This is a genomic window from Pseudonocardia aurantiaca, from assembly GCF_039526725.1.
Taxonomy (GTDB): Bacteria; Actinomycetota; Actinomycetes; order Mycobacteriales; family Pseudonocardiaceae; genus Pseudonocardia; species Pseudonocardia aurantiaca.
The window spans coordinates 317,031-342,061 of record NZ_BAAAJG010000016.1 but is presented as its reverse complement, the minus strand read 5'-3'; the positions used below and the strand labels follow the sequence as shown (position 1 = coordinate 342,061).

Here is a 25,031-nt window from a genome sequence, read left to right as displayed (position 1 = left end):
GGTCAGCGCGCCGACTCCGCCGCCAGCGCGGCCTGCGCGAGCAGGTCGATCTCGTCGGGGTCGGCCGAGCACGGGAAGAGCACGAGCTCGTCGCAGCCGGCTGCCTCGTACCCGTCGATCTCGCGCCGCAGGGTTTCGGTGTCGGTGAGAGCCCGCGCCGCGATCGACTCGGCGGCGTCCCCTCCCAGGAAGCCGTAGTAGTCGGTGAGGTAGCGGCGCGCAACGGCGCGCCCGTGCTCGCCGAGCGCGAAGTGGCCCATCGCCGCCAGGTACGGGTCGCCCTCCCGGTCGGATTCGGCCCAGGCCGCGCGCACGCGGTCGGCGGTGCGGCGGAACGCCTCCGGGCCGCCGCCGCCCGAGATCCACCCGGCCCCGTACCGGACGACCCGGCGGATCGCCGCAGGCCCGTACCCGCCGACGAGGACCGGTGGGCCGCCGTGCTGCGCGGGCGTCGGGCCGATCGAGCCCGTCACGCCCATCGCCTCCCCCCGCCAGGCCAGGTGCATCTCCTCGAGCATGCGGTCGTGGTCGGGGCCGCGGCGTTCGAAGTCGGCACCGGAGACGGCGTAGTCGTCCTCGCGGTCACCGACGACAACCGCGACGGTGAGGCGGCCGAGGCTCAGCCGGTCCACGCTGGCGAGCTGCTTCGCGATCACGGCCCCGCTGCCGCGGAACGGGACGAGCAGCACCGCGCCGATCAAGCGGGCGTCCGCTATCGCGGCCGCGGCACCGAGCACTGCGATGGGGTCGTAGCTGTCGTACACGATGCGGTCCAGCACGCCGAGGCTCGGGAAGCCCGCGTCCGACGCCGACTCCGCCCATTCGACGATCGTGGCGCCGTCGGTGCCGGGGACGGCCGCGGGGAGACCGATACCGATTTCCACGAACCCCTCCAGACCCGGACCGCCCGGGCAGCGATCCCGAGTTTTGGCTGGTACCCCCCGGCCGGGTGTCCGAAACCCGGCGAGGGGTCGCTCAGCCTCCGGCGTGGGCCGGGAGGTCCGCGGGCCTGCCTGCCGCCACGGCGACGAACCGCGCGACGGCCCCAGGGTGGGCCGCAGGGTGGGTGTGCAGGTAAGAGGCGTGCACGCCCCCCGCGACGAACCCCTCCGGCTGTCCGCCGCGCCACCCCCAGGCCGGGTCCGCCCCTGCGCGCGGAGTGAGGGTGGAGTGGTGGAACTCGTGGCCGGTGACCCGCGCCCCGACCGGGAACAGCGGCGACGTGGTCACCGCCACCGCGTCGCGGTAGCCGAGTGTGAGGCGGCCCCCCATCGCGGCGGTGGCCGGCAGCACCCCGCACATCGGGGCGCCGTCGAGCGACTCGCACAGGAAGAGCAGCCCGCCGCACTCGGCGTGCACCGGCGCCCCGGACACGGCGAGCGCCCGCACCGCCTCCCGCAGCGGCGTGTTGGCCGCGAGCGCGGCGACGTGCTCCTCGGGGAATCCGCCGGGCAGCACCAGCGCGGCCGTGCCGGGTGGTAGGGCCTCGTCGCGCAGCGGATCGACGGTGACGACGGAGGCACCGGCGGCGGCGAGGAGCTCGACGTGCTCGGCGTAGCCGAAGGTGAAGGCGGGACCGCCGAACACCGCGACCAGCGGTCCGGAGGGTGTGTCGGGCAGACGAGGCCCACCAGGCTCTGCAGAAACAGAGCCAGAGCGCACCCCGACCGCATCGGCCGGGTTCCACACCGGGCCTGGCGGAAGCGGTTCGGCCGGCGCGACTATCGCGTCGAGGTCCACGTGCGCGGCCACCAGTTCGGCCATCGCGTCCACGGCAGCCACCGCCGCGTCGCCGTGCTCGGCGGCCGTCACCAGCCCGAGGTGCCGCGACGGCACGGCCAGCGCGTCAAGGCGCGGGAGGGCGCCGAGCACCGGGAGCCCGGCCTCGTCGGCAGCAGCCCGCAGCACCTCCTCGTGGCGCGCGCTGCCGACGCGGTTGAGCACCACCCCGGCCAGCCGCACGCGCTGGTCCTCGCCTGCGTCGAACGAGCGGAACCCGTGCAGCACCGCCGCGAGGCTGCGCGACTGGCCGCGGCAGTCGACCACCAGCACCACCGGCGCGCCGAGCAGGTTCGCGACCTGCGCCGTGGACCCGGCGCCGTCGGCGATGCGGCCGTCGAACAGGCCCATGACCCCCTCGACCACCGCCACCTCCGCGCCCGCCGCCCCGTGCCGGGCGAGCGGCGCGATCCGCTCGGCCCCGACGAGCACAGGGTCGAGGTTGCGGCCGGGACGCCCGGCCGCGAGCGTGTGGTAACCCGGGTCGATGTAGTCCGGCCCCACCTTGAACGGCGCCACGGAGGTACCGCGCCGCCGCAGCGCGGCCATCAGCCCGGTCGCGACGGTCGTCTTCCCGCTACCGGACGCCGGCGCGGCGACGACGACCGCCCGAGCGGTCATCCGTGCCCGAGGATGGGGTGCGGGACGTAGGGGGCTTCCAGCGCGGCGATCTCGTCGTCGGACAGCTCGATGTCGACGGCCGCCACGGCGTCCTCGACGTGCCCCGGCTTGGTGGCCCCGACGATCGGCGCGGTGACGGCCTCCTTGTGCAGCATCCAGGCCAGCGCCACCTGCGCCATCGACAGGCCACGGGCCTTGGCGACCTCAGCCACGGCGCGCACCACGGCGTCGTCGGCCTCGGTGTACATCCGGTCCGCGATCGGGTCGCTGCTCGACCGGGTGGTGGTGCGCTCCTCCGGCACCCGGGCCAGGCGCCCGCGGGCGAGCGGGCTCCACGGGATCGCACCGACGCCCTGGTCGAGGCAGAGCGGATGCATCTCCCGCTCCTCCTCGCGGTAGATCAGGTTGTAGTGGTCCTGCATCGACACGAACCGCGTCCAGCCGGCCAGGTCGGCCGTGCTCTGCGCCTTCGCGAACTGCCATGCGAACATGCTGGAGGCGCCGATGTAGCGGGCCTTGCCCGCACGCACGACGTCGTGCAGGGCCTCCATCGTCTCCTCGATCGGCGTCTCCGGGTCCCACCGGTGGATCTGGTAGAGGTCCACGTGGTCGGTGCCGAGCCGGGTCAGCGAGTCGTCGATGCTCGCCAGGATGTGCTTGCGGGAGAGGCCGCGGTCGTTGGGGCGGTCACTCATCGTGCTGAAGACCTTCGTGGCCAGCACGTAGTCCTCACGTCGGGGGAAGAACTCCCGCAGCAGCGTGCCGGTCACCTCCTCGCTCACGCCGAGCGAGTAGACGTCGGCGGTGTCGAAGAAGGTGATCCCGGCGTCGACGGCGCTGCGCACCAGCGGGCGCGAGGCATCGAGGTCGAGCACCCACTCACGCCATGACGGGGAGCCGTAGCTCATCATCCCGAGACACACCCGCGAGACCTGCAGTCCGGTCGAGCCCAGTCGCGTGTACTCCACGAGTTGACCCTAACCCCCGGACCTGCCGCGGGATCACCACTCGATGCCGCGCTGTCCTTTCTGCCCGGAATCCATCGGGTGTTTGACCTTGGTGGTCTCCATCACGAGGTCGGCGGCGGCCACCAGCTCAGGTGCGGCGTCGCGGCCGGTGATGATCACGTGCTGGCGGCCCTGCCGCGCAGTGAGCACCTCGACGACCTCGTGCACGTCCACCCAGCCCCACTTGATCGGGTAGGTGAACTCGTCGAGCACGTAGACGTCGTGGACCTGCCCCTCGATGCGGCGGCGGATCTCCGCCCAGCCCTCCGCGGCGGCCGCGGCGTGATCGGCCTCGGTGCCCTGCTTGCGCGTCCAGGACCAGCCCTCGCCCATCTTGTGCCACTCGACGGGCCCGCCCTCGCCGGTCTCGGCGTGCACCCGGCCGAGCGCGCGGAACGCCGCCTCCTCGCCGACCTTCCACTTCGCGGATTTCACGAACTGGAACACCCCGATCGACCACCCTTGGTTCCAGCCGCGCAGCGCGAGCCCGAACGCGGCCGTCGACTTGCCCTTCATCTCCCCCGTGTGGACGACGAGCAGCGCGCGGTTGCGACGCTGGCGGGTGGTGAGCCCGTCGTCGGGAACGGTTGCGACCTGTCCCTGCGGCATCGTGTCGGCCCTCCTCTCTCAGGCTGCCCTGGCGGCGCGGACCACGCCGGCGACCTGGTCGGCTGACAGCTCGGACAGGCCCAGCACCGGTCCGTCCGCGGCGGCGGCGATCCGGGCGGCCAGCCCGAGCCGGACCGGCCCGCTCTCGCAGTCGACCACCACGGTCGCGGCGCCGTCGGCCGCGAGCAGCGCGGCGGCCCGGCACGCGTCCGACACCGGGTCGCCGCCAGGCCGGGCGGCGACGGTGGCACGCCCGTCGGTGAGCAGCACGACCAGCGCGCGGCGCCGCGGGTCTCGCAGCCGCTCCACCCGGAGCACGGCCCTGGCCCGCAGCAGGCCGTCGGCGAGCGGCGTGCGGCCCCCGGTGCGCATCGCGGCGAGCCGGACCTGCGCGGTCGGCACACTCGACGTCGGCGGCAGCACGAGCTCGGCGCCGCCGGCCCGGAAGGTCACCAGCCCCACCTTGTCGCGCCGCTGGTAGGCGTCGCGCAGCAGCGACAGCACCGCTCCGCTGACCGCTGACATGCGCTGGCGCGCGGCCATCGAACCGGACGCGTCCACGGCGAAGAGCACGAGGTTCCCCTCCCGGCCCTCGCGCTCGGCGCGTCGCAGGTCGTCGCGCCGCACCACGAGACCGGCACCGGCCCGGCCGCGCACGCGCTGGTGGGGGGCTGCCGCGGCGATCGTCGCGGGCAGGTGCAGGTCGGCGGCGCGGCGGGGGGCGTCGGCGGTGGGGCGGACGACCCGGCCGGTGCCGGTGCGAGCCCGCGACCTCCGTCCGGGCGCGCCCTCGCCGATGCCCGGCACGGTCAGCAGCCGGGCGCGGAACGGGGTGCTCGGCGGAGGCGCGCTCCGTCCCGGTCCGTCCCCGCCCGGGGCGGGTGCCTGCTGCGGTTGGCCGCTGCCCTGCTCGGCCGGGGCGCCGCCGTCCGCCTCGGCCTGATCGCCACCGCCACCGCCCCCGCCGTCGGGGTCGGGGTCGGGGTCGGGGTCGGGGTCGGGCTCCGGCTCGGCCTCGCGGAGTGCGTCGTCCAGGGCCTGGTCGTCCACACCCGGCTCGTCGAAGGGGTCGCGGCGGCGGCGGTGCGGCAGCGCGAGCCGGGCGGCCGCGCGGACGTCCTCCTCGGTCACGGCGTCGGCGCCGCGCCATGCCGCGTGCGCGGTGGCCGCGCGGGCGATCACGAGGTCGGCGCGCATCCCGTCGACGTCGAAGGCCGCGCACACGGCTGCGATCCGGCGCAACTCGGCGTCCGGCAGCGTGACCGCGCCGACACGGGCCCGGGCAGCGACGATCCGCGTGGCCGCCTCGGCCTCGGCGTCGGCCCAGGCCGCGGCGAACCCGGCGGGGTCGGCCTCGAACGCCAGCCGCCGCCGCACCACCTCCACGCGAGTCTCGACGTCGCGGGCGGCGCGCACCTCCACGGCGAGCCCGAACCGGTCGAGCAGCTGCGGGCGCAGCTCGCCCTCCTCCGGGTTCATGGTCCCGACCAGCAGGAACCGGGCGGCGTGCGACACCGACACCCCGTCCCGCTCCACGTGCGCACGGCCCATCGCGGCGGCGTCCAGGAGCAGGTCGACGAGGTGGTCGTGCAGCAGGTTGACCTCGTCGACGTAGAGCACCCCGCGGTGGGCGTCGGCGAGCAGGCCGGGCTGGTAGGCGCGCACGCCCTCGCTCAGCGCGCGTTCCAGGTCGAGCGAGCCGACGAGCCGGTCCTCCGTGGCGCCCACCGGCAGCTCCACGAGCCGGGCGAGCCGGGAATCCATGGCGCCGCCGCGCTCGTGCGGGCCGTCGGGGCAGGCCGGGTCGGGGTCGCCGGGCGCGCAGCCGAACCGGCAGCCGGGCACCACGTCGAGGGCGGGCAGCAGCGCGGCCAGCGCGCGCACGGCCGTCGACTTGGCGGTGCCCTTCTCCCCGCGCACGAGAACACCGCCGACCCCCGGGTGCACGGCGTTGAGCAGCAGCGCGAGCCGCAGGTCGGCGTGCCCGACGATGGCCGAGAACGGGAAGGCTGCGGTACCGACGGCGGTGCTCCCGGGGACGCTCACCGTGGGGAGCCTGCCAGACCGGTCGTCACCGTCGGGAGATCAGAAGGCGCACCGTGATTGAAGACATGTTCAAGTGAGCTGACGTCGATGTGCTTCTCGACGAGGTCGCCGAGCAGGTCGAGTTGCGCGGTGCGCTCCGCGGCGAAGCAGGTGTCCGTGGCGGGCACGAACCCGCGCCGCCCCGCCTGCTCGGCCACGCGGCAAAGGAGCGCGCGGCGGAACCCGTCGTTCTCCAGCAGGCCGTGCCAGTGCGTGCCGAGCACGACGCCCCTGTCGGAGCCCTCGCCGTCCAGCAGCGTCGGGTCGCCGGAGTGCACCACTCGGCCGTGGTGGATCTCGTAGCCGCGCACCGGCTCGCCCCACGCCGTCCCGACGGGGTTGCCGAGGTGCTTCTCCGCGTCGAACGCCACCTCCAGGTCGAGCAGGCCGAGCCCGTCGGCGCTGCCGCCCTCCACCAGGTGCGGATCGTGAATGCGCCTGCCGAGCATCTGGTAGCCCCCGCAGATCCCCAGCACCGGACGCCCCGCGCCCGCGTGTGCCGCAACCGCGTCCGCGAGCCCGGTGCGGCGCAGCCACTCGAGGTCGCTGACCGTGGCCTTCGAGCCGGGCAGCACCACGAGGTCGGCGTCGGCGAGGCGCGACGGCTCCGTCACATACCGGACGGCAACGCCCGGCTCGCAGGCGAGCGCCTCGGCGTCGGTGGCGTTGGAGATGCGCGGCAGCCGCACGACCGCAACCCGCAGCCACTGCGACCCGAGCGGCGGGCCGGGGCGCCCGAGCACCCCGTCGGCGACGGCGGCGAGCGAGTCCTCCGCGTCGAGCCAGAGCCGCTCCTCCCACGGCAGCACCCCGTACGTCGGGCGGCCGGTAAGCACTCGGAGCTGGTCGAGACCGGGTTCGAGCAATGCCGGATCACCGCGGAACTTGTTGACGACGAACCCGGCGATCCGCGCCTGATCGGCCGCGTCGAGCACGGCGAGAGTGCCGAAGAGGTGGGCGAGCACCCCACCGCGGTCGATGTCGCCGACGACGATCACGGGCAGGTCGGCGGCCTGTGCGAGGCCCATGTTCGCGATGTCGTTGGCCCGGAGGTTGATCTCGGCGGGCGACCCGGCGCCCTCGCAGACCACGACGTCATAGCGCCGGCGCAGACCGGCCAGCTCCGCCGTCACCACGTCCAGCAGCGCGGCCTTGCGCTCCTGGTAGTCGCGAGCGCTGACCGTACCGTCGACGTGGCCGCGCACCACCACCTGCGAGCTGCGGTCGCTCCCGGGCTTGAGCAGGACCGGGTTGAAGGCGACGCTCGGCGCGAGCCCGCACGCCAGCGCCTGCATCGCCTGTGCGCGCCCGATCTCGCCGCCGTCGGGGGTGACCACGGAGTTGTTGGACATGTTCTGCGCCTTGAACGGCGCCACCGCCACGCCGCGGCGCGCGAGCCACCGGCAGATGCCGGCGACGAGGGCACTCTTGCCCGCGTCCGACGTCGTGCCTGCGACCAGCAGTGCACCTCTCACCCGGCCAGTATCTCGGCAATTTCGCCGCCGGTAGCCTTGCCCCGTGCGTTTCCTCCTGCGTCCCGCCTGGCTCGCCCTCATCGTGGTGGTCATCGGGTTCGCGGTCGCGTGTTACGCGCTGCTCGCCCCGTGGCAGTTCGGCCGCGAGGCCCAGCGCGACGCCCAGCAACAGGCCATCGACGCCTCGTACTCCATCCCACCGGCCCCGCTCGGCGAGCTCGTGCCCGCGGGTTCGGCGGTCACCTCTGCCGTCGAGTGGCGGCAGGTCACCCTGTCGGGCTCGTACGTGCCCGACGGGGAGGCGCTCGTCCGGCTGCGGGTGGTGGCGGGCAAGCCCGCGGTCGAGGTGCTCACCCCGTTCCGCACCAGCGACGGCAGGCTCGTCGTGGTCGACCGTGGCAGCGTCACCGCCGACAGCGGCGGCACCACCCCGGCCATCGCCCTCGCGCCCACCGGGCCGGTCACGCTGACGGCGCGGCTGCGCGTGGACGAGACCGACCCGCGCGCCCGCCCGGTCTTCGAGGCCGACGGGTACCGCCAGCTCTATGCGGCCGACTCGCGTGCACTCGCCGCGGCCACCGGCCTCCCGCTCGAACCGGGCTTCCTGCAGCTCTCCGCGGACCAACCGGGGGTGCTCACCCCGATCGAGGTCGCCCCGACCAGCGGCGGCGAAGCGCCGTTCACCAACTTCTCCTACGCCCTGCAGTGGATCACCTTCGGTGCGATCGCCTTGTTCGCCCTGGTCTACTTCGTGCGCCTGGAGATGCTGCAGCGCCGCAAGGGCACCGACCGCGCCACGGAACGCGCCGCCATCCGTCGCGCTCTGTCGGGCGAGGACGAGCCGGAGAACCCGGGCGAGACCCCACTGGCCGACCGCTACGGCCGCCGCTGAGGCTCCCCGACTGGTCGGGGTCTCCCGCGAGTCGCGGCAGAAATGCGCGCGAGTCGCTGGATTTGTGCGCGCGAGTCGCGTGCACCCAGACCCCGACTCGCGCGCATTCACACCCCGACTCGCGCGCGCTCACACCCCGCCTCGCGGGTGTGAAGCCCCAATTCCCGCGAGTCGGGGTCTGAGTGCGGGCGAGTTGCGTGTGGCCAGGGGGTGGATCTCGGGCTCAGTGCCGCCGCGGCGGCTGTGGCACCTGCTGCCGCCCAGCCCACGAGACGGGACAGGTGGGCGGCGCGGGCCAGGTCTGCCGGCACGGGTGCGCGGCCCCTCCCCAGTCTCGGACGTTCCTCCACGCCGTGCGCGTAGACCGTCCGGCCGCCGAGACCCACCCCCAGAGCCCCCGCTGCCGCAGCCTCGACCGGGCCGGCGTTGGGGCTCGGGTGGGTCGCCGCGTCCCGGCGCCAGGCCGCCAGCGCCGTGCCCGGCGAGCCGCCGACGGCGGGGGCGAGTCCCGCGAACAGCAGCGCCGCCGCCCGCGCCGGGACGAGGTTGGCCAGGTCGTCGAGGCGGGCGGCCGCCCAGCCGAAGCGGCGGTAGCGGTCCGAGCGGTAGCCGACCATCGCGTCGAGGGTGTTCACCGCCCGGTAGCCGAGCAGCCCCGGCACCCCGGCCACCGCGCCCCAGAACAACGGGGCGACCACGGCGTCCGAGGTGTTCTCAGCCAGCGACTCGGTGCCCGCCCGCGCCATCCCGGCGGCGTCGAGGGAGGCCGGGTCCCGCCCGCAAAGCGACGGAATGCGGTCCCTGGCGGCAGTCAAGTCGCCCGCGGCGAGCTCGCGGGCGAGCGCCGCCCCGTGGCCGGCGAGCGACGACCCGCCCAGGACGGCCCACGTCGCCACGGCAGTGTTCAGTACCCCGAATACGGGACGCCTGGCCGCGGCCCGCTCGACCAGCACGCCCAGCCCGGCGGCCGCGCCGACGAGAACCGCGGTGTACGCCGCGCCCGCGGAGCGGCGGTCGGCGTACCAGCGCCGTTCCAGCGCCCCGGCGAGGCGGCCGAACCCGGCGACCGGGTGGCCGCGCCGCGGGTCGCCGAACACGGCGTCGGCGGCCATACCCAGCAGCAGCCCGGCCGGCCGCACCCACACCCGCACGGCCCGAACGCTAACCGGCGAGGGGATCATCGGGTGATGCGCACCGAACTCGACCCCGCCGACCTGGGATCACAGGGGTTCTACAAGCTGCTGACGTCGGTGGTGGTGCCGCGCCCGATCGCCTGGGTCTCCAGCCGCTCCGCCGCGGGCGTTGACAACCTGGCGCCGCACTCGTTCTTCACCGTCTCGTGTGTCGACCCGCCGATCGTGCAGTTCACGAGCGTCGGGAAGAAGGACTCGCTGCGCAACGTCCGCGAGACCGGCGAGTTCGTCGTGTGCCTGGCGACGGCACCGCTGTTCGAGCAGGTCAACGCCACGGGCACCGACTTCCCCGACGACGTCAGCGAGTTCGCCGAGGTCGGGCTCACCCCGGAGCCGAGCGTTGAGGTCGCCCCACCGCGCGTCGCGGAGTCACCGGTGGCGCTCGAGTGCCGGCTGCACCAGACACTGGAGCTGGGCGACTCGACGGTCGTGATGGGGCAGGTGGTGCACGCGGCGGTGCGCACCGACGTCTTCGACGGCGACCCGCACAGGGGTGGGCTGCCCGCCATCGACAAGCTGCAACCGCTCGCCCGCCTGGGCCGCAACGAGTGGTCGACGATCGGCCAGGTGCTCGACATCACCCGCATCCCGCACCGCGAGTGGCCCGGGCACTACTCGCCGCCGACCGCCTGACCGAGCCGCAGCCCGTAGAGCCGCTGGGCGTCGGTGGCGATGCCGTGCAGGGAGCACGGCCATCGCTCGCCCGAGCCGTTGGCGGAGCGGCAGCCGGTACAGCGCCCCAACCGGTCCGGGACGTGGGCGGCGAGCAGGCGTCGCCAGACCTCCGGCATGCCCGCCATGACGTCGGCCATGGCGCCGGGCGAGTGCGATTGCGTCACACCCGGTGCAACTTCCGGCAGTGGGTGCCGAAATTCCGCCGGTCTGGCCCTGTCGCCGAACGGGCTCCAAGCGACGATCGGTGCCAGGTGCTGTACGCCACAATGTTGCGCGCTACCGATCGCCGCCGGCATGCCGCCGCTCGCCGCGATCACCTCATAGAGTGAACTCCCCGGGTGGCGTCGCGGTGACGTCGGCGTGCACCTCCTGCTCCCGGCCCCGCAGTTCCACGCGGCGGATCTTCCCGGAGATCGTCTTCGGGAGCGCGGCGAACTCCAGGCGCCGGATCCGCTTGTACGGGGCGAGGTTGTCGCGGGCGAACTCGAGGATCGACCGGGCCGTCTCCTCACTCGGCTCGTACCCGGCCGCCAGCACCACGTACGCCTTCGGGACCGCCAGGCGCAGCGAGTCCGGTGAGGGCACCACGGCCGCCTCGGCGACCGCCGGGTGCTCGATGAGCACGCTCTCCAGCTCGAACGGGCTGATCCGGTAGTCCGACGCCTTGAACACGTCGTCGGCGCGCCCGACGTAGGTGATGTAGCCGTCCGCGTCGCGGGAGCCGACGTCGCCGGTATGGTAGTAGCCGCCCGCCATCGCCTCGGCGTTGCGCTCCGGGTCGCCGTGGTAGCCGACCATGAGCCCTAGCGGCCGCTGCGAGAGGTCGACGCAGATCTCGCCCTCCTCGGCCGGCTGCCCCGTCGTCTGGTCGACCAGCACGATCGGGTAGCCGGGGATCGGGCGCCCCATCGACCCGGGCTTCACGGCCTGGCCGGGCGGGTTGCCGATCTGCACGGTGCTCTCGGTCTGGCCGAAGCCGTCGCGGATCCGCACGCCCCACGCCTTCTCGATCTGCTCGATCACCTCGGGGTTGAGCGGCTCCCCCGCACCGACGACCTTGGCCGGCGGGTTCGCGAGGCCCGACAGGTCGGCCTGAATGAGCATCCGCCAGACGGTCGGCGGCGCGCAGAAGCTCGTGACCCCGCAGCGGTCGAGCACCCCGAGCACACTCTCGGCGTCGAACTTCGAGTAGTTCATGACGAGCACGCACGACTCGGCGATCCACGGCGCGAAGACGTTGCTCCACGCATGCTTGGCCCAGCCCGGCGAGGAGATGTTGAGGTGGACGTCGCCCGGCGCGAGGCCGATCCAGTACATCGTGGAGAGGTGCCCGACGGGGTAGGACGCGTGCGTGTGCTCCACGAGCTTCGGCTTCGCCGTGGTGCCGGAGGTGAAATAGAGCAGCAGCGTGTCGGAGCCGCGGGTGACGCCGTCCGGGGTGAACTCGGCCGACGCCGCCGCGGCGTCGCTGTAGTCGAGCCAGCCCTCGGGTGCACCCCGGACCGCGATGCGCGTGTAGTCACCCTCGACGTCGTTGAACTTGCCGGCGTCGGCCCCGCCCACCACCACGTGCTTGGCGCGACCCCGGTCGAGGCGGTCGCGCAGATCGGCGGCGGTCAGCAATGTGGTGGCCGGGATGACGACGGCGCCGAGCTTCATCGCCGCGAGCAGCGTCTCCCACAGCTCGACCTGGTTGCCGAGCATGAGGATGATCCGGTCTCCCCTGGCCACGCCGTGGTCGCGCAACCAGTTGGCCACCTGGTTCGACCGCGCCGACAGCTCGGCGAAGCTCCAGTGCGCCTCGCTGCCGTCCTGCTCGACGATCCACAGGGCCCGCGCGCCGCCGCGTCCGGGGTCGGCTCCGACGGCGTCGAAGTGGTCGAGCGCCCAGTTGAACTCGTCGATCTCGGGCCATCGGAAGTCGCGGTATGCGGTCTCGTAGTCCTCACGATGGGCCACGAGGAACTCGCGCGCCGCGTGGAAAGCCGCGACGGAGGGGGACGCTGCCGGCGGGTTCATGTCTCACCTCGGGGAGTAGCCGCTCTGCTGACCCGCACCATAAGCCGGGCGTCCTGTCCCTCGTACGTGCCGGGCCGGGAGCACTGCCCGACCGGACGGCCCGGCCTACCGTGGACGGGGTGACCCGTCTCCTCCGGGCGGCGGCGCCCGCCGCGGCGGCCCTGCTCGCCGGTCTCGTGCTCGCCGCCTGCGGCAACGCCCCCGGCTCCATCGCCCCGGGCCCAGCGGGACCGGCCACGGCGAGCTCGGCCCCATCGGGCACGCGGGACTCGGGCACGCCCTCCGGGCCGACGGGCGGCCGAGCGACCGAGCCCGCCCAACCGGTGGAGCTTCCGTGGCCGGCCCACAGCGCGGCCGACGCCGCAGCGCTCCAGACCGCCGCCGACTCCGGCTCCCAGCCGTGGCTGCTCGACCCCTCCGAGGTGGCGATCTCCTACGCCGCCGCGGCGCACGGCTGGGCCGGCGCCGAGGCGTACCCGGGGCCTGACGGCACGAGCGTCGACGTCCGCAACCCGGACGGCGAGCGCCTCACGCTGACCCTCGCCCAGCCGGCCCGCACCGGCGACACCGGGATCTGGGTGGTGACGGCGGAGCGCCCCGTCTGACGCCCGGACCCATCGGTCGGACGGCCCGCAGACGTCACGCTGTGCTGTTCAGCCGCTTCGAAGCGTCGCGACCCTCTGTGCGCACGGGTGTTTCCGCTCACTTGTTCGAGTGAAGATCGGCTCCAGGTGCAGCGTTCCGGCGGACCGTGGCGATGAGCCGGTAACGCCGCCGCACGAGCGGGCGGCCCGGGATCGCCAGGAGGCGACGACGATGACGAGCGACTCCGTCCAGCAGGACATGTTCACGGTTCTCCACGGGCAGCCCGCGCCGGTCGTGACGCGATGGAGCTACTCCGTCAACGACCCCTTCGCGGTCTCCCTCGCCGTCCGCACCAGGCACGACCGGTGGGTCGAGTGGCTGGTGGCGCGGGACCTCGTGGTCGAGTCGCTCGCCGGTCCCTCCGGTGAGGGCGACGTCCGGATGAGCCCGCAGGTCGTGCAGGGCTATGACATCGTGCAGATCGAGATCCACTCCCACGACGGGCATGCCGTCCTGGAGGTCGACCGCGACCTGCTCCGGCACTTCGTCGAGGCCAGCATCGACCTGGTTGCGCCCGGTGACGAGGCGGACCGGATGGACCTGGACGTGGAGATCGCGAAGATCACCCAGAGCTGCGCCGAGTAGAAATCGCCGGCCGGCACGTCTCCGACCCGACCGCCGCCGCCCCCGCCCGCGCCGACGTCGGCCGCCACCCGCACCGGCCCGCCGGTGCACAACCGCTTACTTCCCTTGCCGCCGGTCCGCTCCCCCACCGCTCCCGGCACCGCGACACCCCGATTCACAGCCGGCTAGCGCCAGACGTCAGGCCCGGCGTCCTGCCGGCCCGACGCGGGCGCGACCGCGCCGTCCGAGCCCCGCGAAGCATCGATCCGCGCGGCGCCGTCCGACCGTTCCGCATCGAGGTCGCGGGCGGCGTCCGTCATGGCCTGCTCTGCCTGCCCGTCGTCGCCGACCACCGCTTCCAGCTCCACTGCCACCAGCTCCACTGCCTCCAGCTCCGGGTCCTCCAGGGCGGGCGCCCCCGCCGGGCCGCTCGAGCCGTAGTCGCGCTGCGCCATGGCGGCGGTGCACCTCCGGATCGTGTTGGTCGGTAGCGGAGTGGGAACCCGGCCCGGATACCCCAGGCCTCGGCCCGCCACACGCCCGCCGATGTGTTCTGATCGCGACGCAACGACGCGCCCCGACAAGGCAGGAGACCAGCCATGACCGAACCCCGACCGGACCGGCCGCCGACGGTCGGCGCCCGGCAGCGGGATTCGGCGGCTACCCGGCGCGCCCTCATCACGGCTGCGAGCGAGCTGTTCGCGACGGTGGGCTACGACGCCACGACAGTGCGGGCGGTGGCCGACCGGGCCGGGGTGAACCAGGCGCTGCTCTTCCGCTACTTCGGCAACAAGGAGGGCCTGTTCGCCGAGGCGGTGCTGGGGCAGGCGATGGGACTGCTGGCCGACGGGCCTCGGGAGGACCTGCTGGAGCGCACCCTGGCCGCGATACTCGCCGACCAGGCCGACCGGGGCCCGCAGCCGCTGATGGCGGTGCTGCTCGCCGCCGGGAGCACCCAGGTGGCCGAGGAGGTGCGCAACCAGCTCGGCTCCGCCTACTCGGCCGCGTTCGCCTCGCTCGTCGACTCCGACGACCCGGACGACGCCCGCGTGCGCGCCGACCTGCTGCTGGCATGGCTGCTCGGCATCTCGCTCATGCGCGGCGCCCTGCGCGCCGGTCCGCTGCACGACCCGCAGGTCGTTACCGAGCACGTGCTGCGGGCGGCCCGGGTGCTCCTGGAGCCACAGCGGCGTATTCTCCACAAGTAAGCGATTGCTTACATCCATGGGGAGATGTCATGACTCGCGCCTACCCGTTCTCCGATCCCGACCGCCTCGAGCTCGACCCGACCTACGCCACGCTGCTGCGCGACGAACCCGTGTCCCGCGTGCGCCTGCCCTACGGCGGGGAGGCCTGGCTCGCCGTCCGGCACACGGACGTGCGCACGGTGCTCGGTGACGCGAGGTTCAGTCGCGCCGCCGTGGTCGGCCGCGACGTCCCGCGACTGCGGCCGGAGATCGACCACCTGGCCAACTCGATCCTGAACATGGACCCGCCGGAGCACACGCGCCTGCGCAAGATCGTGGCCAGGGCGTTCACCGTGCGCCGGGTCGAGGAGCTGCGCCCGCGCGCCGCCGAGCTGACCGCGCAGATGCTCGCCGGGATGCGCGCCGAGGGCCCGGGCGCCGACCTCGTGGAGCACCTGTCCGTGCCGCTGCCCGTCACGATCATCTGCGAGCTGCTCGGCGTGCCCGTCGAGGACCGCACCATCTTCCGGGCCGGGGCCGACGCCGCCCTCTCGACATCGGCGATGAGCCCGGACGAGCGCGCCGCCGCGATGAACGAGCTGTTCTCCTACATGGCCGGGCTCGTGGCGCAGCGGCGGGCGCAGCCGACCGACGACCTCCTCGGCGCGCTCGTCAGCGCCCGCGACGAGGGCGACCGCCTGAACGAGGGCGAGCTCATCGGGATGGGCGTCGGGATCCTCGTCGCCGGCCACGAGACCACCATGAACCAGATCGGGAACATCGCGTTCACTCTCCTCACCCGCCCCGACCGCGGCGACGCGCTGCGCGGGGGCCCTGCGGTCGTCGCCGCAGGTGTGGAGGAGCTGCTCCGCTTCATCCCGCTCGGCGCATCCGCCGGGTTCGCCCGCATCGCGACGGAGGACGTGCAGCTGTCCGGCGTCACCGTGCGCGCCGGGGAGGCCGTGATGGTGGCGGTGCACGCCGCCAACCGCGACCCCGCCGTGTTCGAGGAGGCCACCGCCCTCGTGCTCGACCGCGCCACCAACCACCACGTCGGCTTCGGCCACGGCGCCCACCACTGTCTCGGCGCGCAGCTCGCGCGCATGGAGCTGCAGGAGGCGATCGGCGGGCTCCTGCGCGAGTTCCCCGACCTGCGCCTGGGGGTGCCCGCCGAGGACGTGGAGTGGCGCAAGGGCACCCTGGCCCGCGGCCCCCTCACCCTCCCCCTGACCTGGACCTGACCCCGCGAGTCGCTGCAAAAGAGCGCGCGAGTCGCCGGAAAGGGGTGCGCGAGTCGCTGCAGAAAGGCACGCGAGTCGGGGCCTGGGTGCGCGCGAGTCGCGCCCTGGGTGCGTGTTGCTCCCCCCGCACAGCCCCGACTCGCACGCTCACACCCCGACTCGCGGGGAGGGGGTCAGGGCTTCGGGGAGGCGGCGGGTCTCCACGCGGACGCCGCCGCGGGTGCGTCCGCCGGTGTCGCGAGCCAGCCGCAGACACGTCTCAACCCACAGGTTGAGCTGGATCTCCTTCGCCAGCTTGAGCCGGTCGTAGAGAAGGTGGGACAGCCGGTCGCCGGAGCGCGCCGACGAATCGATCTCGAACAGCAGGCGGTCCTCCTCGCGGCGGCAGCGGAACTCGATCTGCCCCGCCTCCAGGTGACCGCGCAGCGTGGCCAGCCGGAACGAGGTGGGCGATTGCGCGATCACCCGCACCGGCCCGTTCCATGGCCCCGGCATCCGGATCAGGAACTCGTCACCGACGCAGAGCGCGGCGGGTTCGCCGCGGATCTTCTCGAACACGGCGACCTCGGCCGGGGCCCCGCAGTTCGGGTCGCCCGCGAACCGCCCGAGCACCACGTCGGGGTCGACGTCGGTCCCGGTAACGCAGACCGAGTACCGACGGCGCAGCATCGGCCCGACGCCGTCCTCGACCCGCTGGACGTCCTCGTCGTACACCTCAGCAGGGATCGGCTCCGGCAGGTCGCGCTCGTCCCCCGTCGTCTCGGTGCGGTGCACAGGCGTGATGCGCCAGAGATAGCGCCAGCTCACCCTGGCCAGGCCGAGGGGCCACCGCATGACGACCGCGACGCGGTGCAGGCGCGTTCCGGGGATCTCACGAGAGCGGGCGGGTAGGACCACGATCACGCGGGTACCCGCTCGTCGTGATCCCCACCGGAATGCTGCGCTGGTCGGCGGTCGCGTTGCACGGGGCATCCGTTGCGTCGGTCGGGCTGTGCGTGAGCCTCTGGCTGCGCGCCAAGACCGTCGACCAAGAGGAGCGGGGCAACGCGGAGCGCCGCGCGATATTCGTGGGGTTGTGGCCGTCGATGCTCTGGCTGTTGGGGGACGCGGCCGAACGCGCAGCCGGGCGTTGAGCGCCGGATTGCGCAGCCTACCCACGCTCGCTGATGCCGTGGCCGAGCTGCGCCACCGCCCCGTCAACTACGACGAGGCGCAGGCTCCCCCGTTCGTCGTGGAGGGGTGGCACCGGGACCGGAGGGTGATCGAGGTCGGCCACGAGCCGCCAGGCGAGCCGGTGCCCGGGGGGCTCGTGGAGACGGCGGCCGTGCTGGTCAACAGCTACGAGTTCAGCGACCCGCGCATCCTGCGCGCTGCCTTCCACCATCCCGGCGGCCTCGTCGGCCGCGACATGCTGCTGGAGGGCCGGTTCCTCTTCCTCCGCTTCCTCCTCGGCGTGCGCATCACCGCCCAGCTGGACGAAATGCGCGACGGGCCGAACGGGCCGGAGCGGGTGGTCGGCTGGTCGTACCAGACGCTGCGCGGGCACCTGGAGCAGGGCCGGCTCGGCTACGAGGTGGCGAAGGAGCTGGGGACGGGGCGCGTCGAGTTCCGGATCGTCGCGCACTCCCGCCGCGCCCCGATCGCCAACCCGCTGTTCCGGCTCGGGTTCCGGCTCTTCGGACGCTATACGCAGCTGCGGTTCTACCGTCACGCGCTGGCCCGGTTGCACCGGCTGATGGCGGACCCGCCCGCGCCGCCGCAGCCGGGAACGGACGGGCTCGTGCGCGCCCCGAGCGGCGTCGAGCCGGGCCGGTTCGAGACCTTCACGCTGCGTTTCCTGCACCCCGGCCACTGACGCCCGTCTACGCAGAGCCGGTTAGCCGGCACGAGGACGGGCAATCCCGGGTTCATGTGGCCTTTAGAGCAGATCAGCCGGCTGGAGCGCGCCGAGGCGCTCGACGGGCCGGCCGCGGCGATCCGCACCCGAGTCCGGAAGCTCCTGTCCGACCGGCGCGTCGAGGACGCACTGCACGGCGTCTGGCTCGGCCATCCCGTGCACCCGGTGCTGGTGCAGGCGACGCTCGGGACGTTGGTGTCCGCATCCCTGATCGACGCCGTTGGCGGGCGGCGCCGCACCTCCACCGGCCTCATCGCCACCGGGCTGCTGCTCGCGCCGCCGACCGTGGCGACCGGTTGGACGGACTGGTCGACGTCGAACCCGGACCAGCAGCGGGTCGGCCTCGTCCACGCGGCCACCAATGCCGTCGCGATCAGCTGCTACGCCGGGAGCCTCGTTCAACGGGCTCGGGGTCGCAGCGGCCGGCTCCTCTCCCTGGCGGGTGCGGCGGTCAGCGCCGTCGGCGCCACCCTCGGCGGGCACCTTGCCTACCACCAGTCGCTCGGGCCCAACCACGCCGACCGGGTGCGCGACCTCGCCCCGCACGACTGGCGCTCGCTCGGCGCGCTGACCGACCTCCCGGACGGCACCCCGGTCCGTCGCGAAGCCGGTGACGTGCCGGTCTTCGTCCTTCGGCGCGGCTCCGAGGTCACCGCACTCTCCGACAGCTGCCCGCACCTCGCGGCGCCGCTGTCGGAGGGCGAGGTCATCGGCAGCGACGGGGATCGTCGCGTCGTCTGCCCGTGGCACGGCAGCGAGTTCCGGCTCGACGACGGGTGCGTCGTGCACGGGCCCGCCACCGCGGCCGTCCCCCGATTCGAGGCGCGGGTGGTCGACGGGGACGTGCAGGCCCGGATCGTCGAGAGCGCGGGGGCTCCCACTCTCTGACCGACCCACTCCGCACGGTCCGGCCGTGCGTTTCGCCGGTGCCGCCTACCGGCGGACGGCCCGAGAGTCGTCGGCATGGAGACCGACACGATCATCGAAGCCACCGAGCTACGGCGGCGCTACGGCGACCACGAGGCGGTTCGCGGCATATCGCTGCACGTCGGGCGGGGCGAGCTGCACGCCCTGCTCGGCACGAACGGCGCGGGCAAGACCACCACCGTCGAGACGCTCGAAGGGCTGCAGGAGCCCGACGGCGGCAGTGTGCGGATCTTCGGCTGCGACCCGGCGCGCGACCGCACCGCCGTGCGGCCCCGCACGGGCGTGATGCTGCAGGACGGCGGGCTCTCCGGCCTGCTCACGGTGGCTGAGACGGTGCGCACCTGGCGCTCGTTCACCCGGGGTGCGCGGCCGGTGACCGAGACGCTGGAGCTGGTCGGGCTGGCCGACCGCGGCGGCGTCCCCGTGGCCCAGCTCTCCGGCGGGGAGCACCGCCGCCTGGAGCTCGCCCTCGCTGTGCTCGGCCGGCCCGAGCTGCTGTTCCTCGACGAGCCCACCACCGGCATGGACCCGGCTTCTCGCCGCCGCACCTGGGACGCGGTGGGCGAGCTGCGCCGGGCGGGCACAACAGTGCTGCTGACCACGCATTACCTGGAGGAGGCCGAGGCGCTCGCCGATCGCGTGACGATCCTGCACGCGGGCCGGATCGTCGCCGAGGGCAGCCCGGCCGAGGTTGTGGCCGCCCTGCCGGCGCGCATCACGTTCACGCGCCCGCCTCTCGAACCGCCGCGACTGGCCAACGCCGTCCGCGACATCGACGCCGAGACCGTCGGCTACCGCAGCCGCGACCTGCAGGCCGACCTCGCCGAGTTGCTCGGCTGGGCCGGGCGCACCGGAACGGTCCTCGCCGGGCTCAGCGCCCGCCCCGCCTCACTCGAGGACGTCTTCCTCGGCATCGCCGCCACGAGCGGATCGGAGACCGGACGATGACCGCCCCCACCACGACGAGGACCCGGCGGACGGCGGACGCGCCCGGCCCGCTCAATGCATTGCTCCGGATGGAGCTGCTCCTGTTGCGCCGCAACTGGAGTGCCGCGCTGGTGGCGGCGGTGACGCCGCTGCTGTTCGGGTTCCTGCTCGCCCGCGCCCACAGCGACGACCCGGTGACCGGCGTACACGGCGTGGCCGGCGCGATGGGCATGGCGGCGGTGTTCTCCGTGCACTACCACCTCACCGCCGTCTATGCGACGCGCAGGCAGGAGGGTGTGCTCAAGCGCCTGCGCGCAGGTGTCCTCCAGGACCGGACGATCCTCCTCGGGACCGCGCTCGGCGGCCTCACCGTGTTCGCGGGGCAGGCGGTGCTGCTCGTCGCGTTCGGGGTGCTGGTGCTCGGCCTGCCCCTGCCGGCACAACCGTGGACGATGCTCGCCGGGATCGTGCTCTGCGGGGCGGTGCTGGCCGCGCTCTCGGCAGCGCTCTCCGGGGTGACGCGCAGCTCGGAGGCCGCGCTCCTCACGACCCTGCCGTCGGTGTCGGTGTTCCTCGCGACGCCCGGTGTGCTGATCCCGGTCGCCATAGTCGGCTCCGTCCCCGCGCTCGTCGGTCTGCTGCTGCCGCTCGGGTCGATGACGGAGCTCGTGCGCAGCGGCTGGCTGGGCACCGCCGGCCCGGCCGGCGCCCTTGCGTCCATCGGTGTGCTGGTCCTGTGGCTGGTCGTGGCGGCGCTCGCGGCCCGTCGGCTGGTGCGGTGGGACCCGCGCCGGGGATGATCACGACCGTGCCAGCGGCCGGTCCGTCCGCGCCCGACCCCAGGCTGGGGCGGGCGCGAGCGGCCGTGCTGCTCTCCCTCGCCGTGACCGTCGTGACGACGCTCGTGATGCCGTCGATCGGGCTCGTCTCCGAGCCGCGCCCGCTGTGGCGGGTGCTCGGCGCGGTGGGCGTCCTCGCCGTCGCTGCCACGCAGGCGGGTGCGCTGCTCGCAGCCGCCACCCCCGGGCTCGCCCCCGCCAGCCGCCGCCGACTGCTTGCGGCCTTCGCCGTGGCGGTGGTCGCGTCGGTTCCGCTGGTCGCCCCGGTGGGCTCACTTGGCCCCGACGGTTGGCGGACCTGGGCGTGGGTCGGCGCGACCGTCGTCGGGTCGGCGCCGCTGCTCGCCCGTCCAGCCGCCGGGGCCGCCGTCGCCCTGCTGACCACCGGCCTCGCGGCGGGCGTCGGCGCCTGGACAGGAGGCTCGGCCGCCGCGTACGCGCTGATCACGGCCGGATTCGGGGCCGCGGTGCTCGCCATGAACTGGCTGCCCGTCTCGCTGTGGAGCCTGGTGCTGGACGCCCGAGCCGGACGGGACTCCGCCGCCCGGCTCGCCGCCGCGGAGGAACGCCTGCGCTTCGCCCGCGACGTGCACGACCTGCTCGGCCACCACCTGTCGGTGATCGCGCTCAAGGCCGAGTTGGCCGAGCGGCTCGCCGTCGCCGACCCCGCACGGGCGGGCCGGGAGTCGGGCGAGGTGCGCGAGCTGGCCGCGGACGCGCTGGCCGAGATGCGGGCGGTGGTGCACGGCTACCGGGCCGTCGACCTGAACGCCCAGCTCGCCGCGATCGCGCAGGTGCTGCGCTCGTCCGGTGTGCGGTGCACAGTGACGTCCGCGGCCGGAGAGCTGCCCGAGCCGGTCACCGCGGGGCTCGCCGCGACCGTGCGCGAGGCCAGCACCAACGTGTTGCGCCACAGCCGGGCCCGCTGGTGCACGATCGAGGTCGTGCGAAGCGGCGACGAGGTCCGGATGACCGTGGCCAACGACGGCGTCCCGGCCCTCGCCGCGCCCGACGGACACAGCTCCGGGTTGCGCGGTCTCGACGAGCGCCTCGCCGAGTCCGGCGGACGGCTGCGCACGTCCGTGGCGGGCGGAGTGTTCACCCTCGACGCGGCGATCCCGGTGGCCGCCCCGTGAACGACCGGCCGATCCGGGTCTTGCTCGCCGACGACGAGGAGCTGATCCGCACCGCGATCGCCGCCCTGCTCGCTCTCGAACCCGACCTCGACGTCGTCGCGCAGGCGGGCGACGGGCGGGCCGCGGTCGAATCGACCGTGGCGCACCGCCCGGACGTCGCCGTCGTGGACCTGGAGATGCCCCATCTCGACGGGATCGCGGTGGCCGCCGAGCTCGCGACGGCCGCGCCGTCGTGCGCCGTGGTGATCCTGACCGGGCACGGTCGCCCGCCGCACCTGCAGCGCGCGCTCACCGCCGGGGCCAGGGGCTTCCTCCCGAAAGGCGCGCCGGGCGGGGCTTTGGCCGACGTGATCCGGCGCGTGCACCGCGGCGCGCGCTACGTCGACCCCGCGCTGGCCGCCGACGCCCTCACCGCGCGCCCATGCCCGCTCACACCCCGCGAGCTGGACGTCCTGCGCGCCGCCGGGCTCGACACTCCGGTGACGGCGGTGGCCCGGCGGGTGCAGCTGTCCCAGGGCACGGTCCGCAACCACCTCGCCGCCATCGCGACGAAGCTCGGCGTCCCGTCGCGCGCCGAGGCCTACCGCACGGCGCTGGACGAGGGCTGGCTCTAGCCGCGAGTGGCCCGGAACCGGAGCGAGCGCGGGACCACGTCGACGTCCACGTCCTCCAGCCCGGCCGCGCGGAGCCGGTCGGGCAGGGCGCCCGGGTCGACCGCGACCATCGTGTCGCCGATGTGCAGCAGCCGGAACCGCAGGTTCACGCGGCTGTCCGAACCCGCGAACGTCCCGCCCGGCCGGAGCACCCGCGCCACCTCGGCGAACATCCGGTCCTGGTGCCCGGGCGAGGGCACGTGGTGCAGCATCGTGAAGCAGACGACGGTGTCGAAGGATCCGTCGGGGAACGGGAGCGCCGCGCCGTCGCCGGTGTGGACGTCGACCCGGCCGTCGAACTCGCGGCGCAGGCCGCCGGCGAGGTCGGGGTCCACCTCCACGGCCGTGACGTGCGCGCCCTGGTCGAGCAGCCAGCGCGTCGTGACGCCGTAGCCGGGGCCGATCTCCAGCACGTCGCCGTCGAGCGGAACCGCCTTGCACGCCCAAGGCAGCACCTGGGAGTGCATGCGCAGTGCCCACGAGTCCGAACGGCATATGCGACGGTGCAACAGGTTCATCGGCACACCCGGCACGGTAAGGCAGCAAACCCAAAACCCAACAACTCACACACGCAAACCAGCGACTCGCGGGGAGGGAGGCGAAGCCCTCCCGCGCGAGTCGCCGCAAAAGTGCGAGCGAGTTGCGGTCTGGGTGCGCGCTCAGCGCTCGACGTGGACCTGCACGCAGCGGCCCCCGTCGGAGAGCCAGCCCTTGCGCTCGGCGTAGGCGATCATCTCTCCCCACCGCTCGGCCCAGTCCGGTGTGGTGGCGAGCAGCGCGGCCCTGGACCGGAGCACCGCGACGTCCAGCAGCGCGGTGTCGGCGTCGACCAGCTCACCGGTACCCGTGGTCTTGAGGGCGGTGCGCAGCCCGTCGGCGTCGAGGTCGGTCTGGACGTGCAGGCGGCCGAGGTCGTCGGCGTCCTGCACCACTGCGCCCTCGGCCGTCAGTCGCACGATCATCTTTCGATACTGCCCCCTGGACGCCGGCATCCGGAAGCCGGGGCGGTTCTCCGATAGTGTGCAGCTGTCCACTATGAGATGGAGACGTGATGGACGGGACCGTCGACCTGGGCGGCACCGCGGGCTGGGGACCGGTGCCCGCGCCGGACCCGACCGAACCGGCCTTCGGGCAGCCGTGGGAGGGCCGGGCGTTCGCGCTCACCCTGCTGACGATTGGCCGGATCTCCGGCCGCAACATCGACGCGTTCCGGCACGCCCTCGCCCGGCTCGACCGAGCCGCCTACTTCGACGACGGCTACTACGGTCGCTGGCTCGCCGCCGCCGAGCTGATGCTCGCCGACTCGGCGATCCTCGCGCCCGGCGCAGTCGACGCCCGGGCCCGCGCGCTGGCCGGGGAGGACGCCCTGGAGCCCGCGGTGCCGGAACCGTGCAAGCCGGACTATGCGGCGACCGGTCCCGGCTCGTTGCGCACAGTCGATCAGGCCCCCGCGTTCGCCCCCGGCGACGCGGTGCGGGCGAAGGACCTCGACCCGCCCGGCCACACCCGCCTCCCCCGCTACGTGCGAGGCCACGTCGGCGTCGTCGAGCTGGTACAGCCCGCCCAGGTGCTCCCCGACACCAACGCCCATTTCCAGGGCGAGAACCCCGAGCACGTCTACTCCGTCCGCTTCACCTCTCAGGAGCTGTGGGGCGCCGACGCGGAGGAGTTCGCGGTGACCATCGAGCTGTACGAGAGCTACCTGGAGCCCGCATGACCCAGCAGACGACGCGGCCCACCCCCGCCCAGCGCACCGAGGCGCTGGAGCAGCTCCTCACCGAGCGCGAGCTCGTCGACCCGAAGGTCGTGGACGGGTTCGTCGCCCGGTACGAGACGGAGGTCGGGCCTCTCAATGGCGCGAAGGTCGTCGCGCGGGCGTGGACCGACCCCGCCTACCGGGAGCGGCTGCTCGCCGACGGCACCGCGGCGATCGCCGAGCTCGGGTTCTCCGGCCCGCAGGGCGAGCACATCGTTGTCGTGGAGAACACGCCCGCCGTGCACAACGTGGTGGTCTGCACGCTCTGCTCGTGCTACCCCTGGCCGGTGCTGGGCCTGCCTCCGTCCTGGTACAAGGACCCGGCCTATCGGGCGCGGGTGGTGCGGGAGCCGCGCACGGTGCTGCGCGAGATGGGCCTCGACCTGCCCGAATCCACCGACATCGTCGTGCACGACTCCAGCAGCGAGGTGCGCTGGCTCGTGCTGCCCGAGCGCCCGGCGAGCACCGCGGGCCTCTCGGAGGCAGAGCTGGTCCCGCTGGTCACCCGCGACGCGCTGGTCGGCGTCGCGAAGGTCGCGCCATGACATCGCCGCTGGCCCTCGACGGCCCCGCCGCTCCTCCGCGCGCCAATGGAGAGCTGGTCTTCGCCGAACCGTGGGAGAGCCGGGCGTTCGGCATGGCTATGGCCCTGCACGCGGACCGGGCGTTCGGGTGGGACGAGTTCCAGGCCGCCCTCGTGGCGCGGATCGCGGAGTCCGAGACAGCCGATCCCAGTGGCGCGGAATGGAGCTACTACCGCTGCTGGCTGGCCGCGCTGGAGGACGTGCTCGCCGGCCGCGGCGCGCTCGCCCCAGGCGAGGTCACCGCACGGGTGGAGCTGCTCACCACCCGACCGGCGGGCCACGGTCACCCCCACTGATCACCTCGCGCGCCGCCAGAGGCA

At 74.0% G+C, this 25,031-nt stretch carries 29 protein-coding genes; 16 read left to right on the top strand and 13 right to left on the bottom strand.

Annotated features, from left to right (window positions below; genetic code table 11):
- Window positions 1-2: 2 nt before the first annotated feature.
- The 6 genes from ABD143_RS26230 to ABD143_RS26205 form a co-directional block, all read right to left on the bottom strand.
- Entirely contained in the window at window positions 3-884 is an 882-nt protein-coding gene (locus tag ABD143_RS26230) for an LLM class flavin-dependent oxidoreductase (RefSeq protein ID WP_343983810.1), read from the bottom strand.
- Window positions 885-975: 91 nt separating this feature from the next.
- A complete protein-coding gene (locus tag ABD143_RS26225) occupies window positions 976-2,400 on the bottom strand; it encodes a cobyrinic acid a,c-diamide synthase CobB (RefSeq protein ID WP_343983807.1) in 1,425 nt (474 codons plus the stop codon).
- Window positions 2,397-3,368 (bottom strand): aldo/keto reductase, encoded by a 972-nt coding sequence (locus tag ABD143_RS26220; protein WP_343983804.1) that lies wholly within the window; start codon window positions 3,366-3,368, stop codon window positions 2,397-2,399. The genes ABD143_RS26225 and ABD143_RS26220 overlap by 4 nt, the downstream gene beginning before the upstream one ends.
- Window positions 3,369-3,401: 33 nt before the next feature.
- On the bottom strand, window positions 3,402-4,016 hold the full coding sequence (gene cobO, locus ABD143_RS26215; RefSeq protein WP_343983801.1) for a cob(I)yrinic acid a,c-diamide adenosyltransferase: 615 nt from the start codon (window positions 4,014-4,016) through the stop codon (window positions 3,402-3,404).
- Window positions 4,017-4,034: 18 nt separating this feature from the next.
- Complete coding sequence (locus ABD143_RS26210; RefSeq protein WP_343983798.1) at window positions 4,035-6,062, bottom strand: putative cobaltochelatase; 2,028 nt, start codon at window positions 6,060-6,062, stop codon at window positions 4,035-4,037.
- Complete coding sequence (locus ABD143_RS26205) at window positions 6,059-7,576, bottom strand: cobyric acid synthase (RefSeq protein ID WP_343983795.1); 1,518 nt, start codon at window positions 7,574-7,576, stop codon at window positions 6,059-6,061. The genes ABD143_RS26210 and ABD143_RS26205 overlap by 4 nt, the downstream gene beginning before the upstream one ends.
- A 43-nt stretch (window positions 7,577-7,619) precedes the next feature.
- On the opposite strand from ABD143_RS26205, the gene ABD143_RS26200 reads away from it, so the two are divergent.
- A complete protein-coding gene (locus tag ABD143_RS26200; protein WP_343983792.1) occupies window positions 7,620-8,468 on the top strand; it encodes an SURF1 family cytochrome oxidase biogenesis protein in 849 nt (282 codons plus the stop codon).
- A 107-nt stretch (window positions 8,469-8,575) separates the two neighbouring features.
- Here ABD143_RS26200 and ABD143_RS26195 read toward each other — a convergent pair whose 3' ends face one another.
- Window positions 8,576-9,649: a cobalamin biosynthesis protein gene (locus tag ABD143_RS26195; protein ID WP_343983790.1), complete on the bottom strand. Its 1,074-nt coding sequence runs from the start codon at window positions 9,647-9,649 to the stop codon at window positions 8,576-8,578.
- Between the two features lie 6 nt (window positions 9,650-9,655).
- On the opposite strand from ABD143_RS26195, the gene ABD143_RS26190 reads away from it, so the two are divergent.
- Complete coding sequence (locus tag ABD143_RS26190) at window positions 9,656-10,294, top strand: flavin reductase family protein (RefSeq protein WP_343983787.1); 639 nt, start codon at window positions 9,656-9,658, stop codon at window positions 10,292-10,294.
- Here the strand turns inward: ABD143_RS26190 and ABD143_RS26185 are convergent.
- Complete coding sequence (locus tag ABD143_RS26185) at window positions 10,273-10,500, bottom strand: hypothetical protein (RefSeq protein ID WP_343983785.1); 228 nt, start codon at window positions 10,498-10,500, stop codon at window positions 10,273-10,275. The genes ABD143_RS26190 and ABD143_RS26185 overlap by 22 nt on opposite strands.
- Before the next feature lie 154 nt (window positions 10,501-10,654).
- Window positions 10,655-12,355, bottom strand: a complete 1,701-nt coding sequence (locus ABD143_RS26180) for an AMP-binding protein (protein ID WP_343983782.1) — start codon at window positions 12,353-12,355, stop codon at window positions 10,655-10,657.
- 119 nt (window positions 12,356-12,474) lie between these two features.
- Between ABD143_RS26180 and ABD143_RS26175 the strand changes: the two genes are divergently transcribed.
- Together ABD143_RS26175 and ABD143_RS26170 are read left to right on the top strand one after the other, a co-directional pair.
- The gene (locus tag ABD143_RS26175; protein WP_343983779.1) at window positions 12,475-12,960 is read left to right on the top strand and encodes a hypothetical protein; all 486 of its coding nucleotides are present in this window, start codon (window positions 12,475-12,477) and stop codon (window positions 12,958-12,960) included.
- Window positions 12,961-13,171: 211 nt separating this feature from the next.
- Complete coding sequence (locus tag ABD143_RS26170; protein ID WP_343983776.1) at window positions 13,172-13,585, top strand: SsgA family sporulation/cell division regulator; 414 nt, start codon at window positions 13,172-13,174, stop codon at window positions 13,583-13,585.
- A 164-nt stretch (window positions 13,586-13,749) separates the two neighbouring features.
- Here ABD143_RS26170 and ABD143_RS26165 read toward each other — a convergent pair whose 3' ends face one another.
- Entirely contained in the window at window positions 13,750-14,019 is a 270-nt protein-coding gene (locus tag ABD143_RS26165) for a hypothetical protein (RefSeq protein WP_343983773.1), read from the bottom strand.
- A gap of 144 nt (window positions 14,020-14,163) precedes the next feature.
- Here ABD143_RS26165 and ABD143_RS26160 point away from each other — a divergent pair, with 144 nt between their 5' ends.
- Both ABD143_RS26160 and ABD143_RS26155 read left to right on the top strand, forming a co-directional pair.
- Window positions 14,164-14,772 (top strand): TetR/AcrR family transcriptional regulator, encoded by a 609-nt coding sequence (locus ABD143_RS26160; protein ID WP_343983770.1) that lies wholly within the window; start codon window positions 14,164-14,166, stop codon window positions 14,770-14,772.
- Between the two features lie 29 nt (window positions 14,773-14,801).
- Window positions 14,802-15,992, top strand: a complete 1,191-nt coding sequence (locus ABD143_RS26155) for a cytochrome P450 (RefSeq protein WP_343983767.1) — start codon at window positions 14,802-14,804, stop codon at window positions 15,990-15,992.
- Window positions 15,993-16,139: 147 nt separating this feature from the next.
- Here the strand turns inward: ABD143_RS26155 and ABD143_RS26150 are convergent, their stop codons facing one another.
- On the bottom strand, window positions 16,140-16,895 hold the full coding sequence (locus tag ABD143_RS26150; RefSeq protein ID WP_343983764.1) for a DUF1990 family protein: 756 nt from the start codon (window positions 16,893-16,895) through the stop codon (window positions 16,140-16,142).
- Between the two features lie 32 nt (window positions 16,896-16,927).
- Between ABD143_RS26150 and ABD143_RS26145 the strand changes: the two genes are divergently transcribed.
- From ABD143_RS26145 to ABD143_RS26115, 7 genes are all read left to right on the top strand, one after another.
- Entirely contained in the window at window positions 16,928-17,125 is a 198-nt protein-coding gene (locus ABD143_RS26145) for a hypothetical protein (RefSeq protein WP_343983993.1), read from the top strand.
- 38 nt (window positions 17,126-17,163) lie between these two features.
- Complete coding sequence (locus ABD143_RS26140; RefSeq protein WP_343983762.1) at window positions 17,164-17,847, top strand: DUF1990 family protein; 684 nt, start codon at window positions 17,164-17,166, stop codon at window positions 17,845-17,847.
- A 54-nt stretch (window positions 17,848-17,901) separates the two neighbouring features.
- Window positions 17,902-18,777 carry a Rieske (2Fe-2S) protein gene (locus ABD143_RS26135; protein WP_343983759.1) on the top strand — a complete coding sequence of 292 codons (876 nt, stop codon included), beginning with the start codon at window positions 17,902-17,904 and terminating at the stop codon, window positions 18,775-18,777.
- Between the two features lie 75 nt (window positions 18,778-18,852).
- Complete coding sequence (locus tag ABD143_RS26130) at window positions 18,853-19,764, top strand: ABC transporter ATP-binding protein (protein WP_343983756.1); 912 nt, start codon at window positions 18,853-18,855, stop codon at window positions 19,762-19,764.
- Window positions 19,761-20,543 (top strand): ABC transporter permease, encoded by a 783-nt coding sequence (locus ABD143_RS26125; RefSeq protein WP_343983752.1) that lies wholly within the window; start codon window positions 19,761-19,763, stop codon window positions 20,541-20,543. The genes ABD143_RS26130 and ABD143_RS26125 overlap by 4 nt, the downstream gene beginning before the upstream one ends.
- 8 nt (window positions 20,544-20,551) lie before the next feature.
- Window positions 20,552-21,718 carry a sensor histidine kinase gene (locus tag ABD143_RS26120; protein ID WP_343983749.1) on the top strand — a complete coding sequence of 389 codons (1,167 nt, stop codon included), beginning with the start codon at window positions 20,552-20,554 and terminating at the stop codon, window positions 21,716-21,718.
- The gene (locus tag ABD143_RS26115) at window positions 21,715-22,332 is read left to right on the top strand and encodes a response regulator transcription factor (protein WP_343983747.1); all 618 of its coding nucleotides are present in this window, start codon (window positions 21,715-21,717) and stop codon (window positions 22,330-22,332) included. The genes ABD143_RS26120 and ABD143_RS26115 overlap by 4 nt, the downstream gene beginning before the upstream one ends.
- Here ABD143_RS26115 and ABD143_RS26110 read toward each other — a convergent pair.
- Both ABD143_RS26110 and ABD143_RS26105 read right to left on the bottom strand, forming a co-directional pair.
- Entirely contained in the window at window positions 22,329-22,889 is a 561-nt protein-coding gene (locus tag ABD143_RS26110) for a class I SAM-dependent methyltransferase (protein ID WP_343983991.1), read from the bottom strand. The two genes, ABD143_RS26115 and ABD143_RS26110, sit on opposite strands and share 4 nt — an antisense overlap.
- Window positions 22,890-23,030: 141 nt before the next feature.
- Entirely contained in the window at window positions 23,031-23,333 is a 303-nt protein-coding gene (locus ABD143_RS26105) for a hypothetical protein (RefSeq protein ID WP_343983744.1), read from the bottom strand.
- Between the two features lie 89 nt (window positions 23,334-23,422).
- On the opposite strand from ABD143_RS26105, the gene nthB reads away from it, so the two are divergent.
- From nthB to ABD143_RS26090, 3 genes are read left to right on the top strand one after another with little or no spacing between them, the layout of a single operon-like run.
- Window positions 23,423-24,088, top strand: coding sequence for a nitrile hydratase subunit beta (gene nthB, locus ABD143_RS26100; RefSeq protein ID WP_343983741.1), 666 nt, complete (start codon window positions 23,423-23,425; stop codon window positions 24,086-24,088).
- Window positions 24,085-24,672, top strand: a complete 588-nt coding sequence (gene nthA, locus ABD143_RS26095) for a nitrile hydratase subunit alpha (protein ID WP_343983738.1) — start codon at window positions 24,085-24,087, stop codon at window positions 24,670-24,672. The genes nthB and nthA overlap by 4 nt, the downstream gene beginning before the upstream one ends.
- A complete protein-coding gene (locus ABD143_RS26090; RefSeq protein WP_343983735.1) occupies window positions 24,669-25,007 on the top strand; it encodes a nitrile hydratase accessory protein in 339 nt (112 codons plus the stop codon). The genes nthA and ABD143_RS26090 overlap by 4 nt, the downstream gene beginning before the upstream one ends.
- Window positions 25,008-25,031 lie beyond the last annotated feature (24 nt).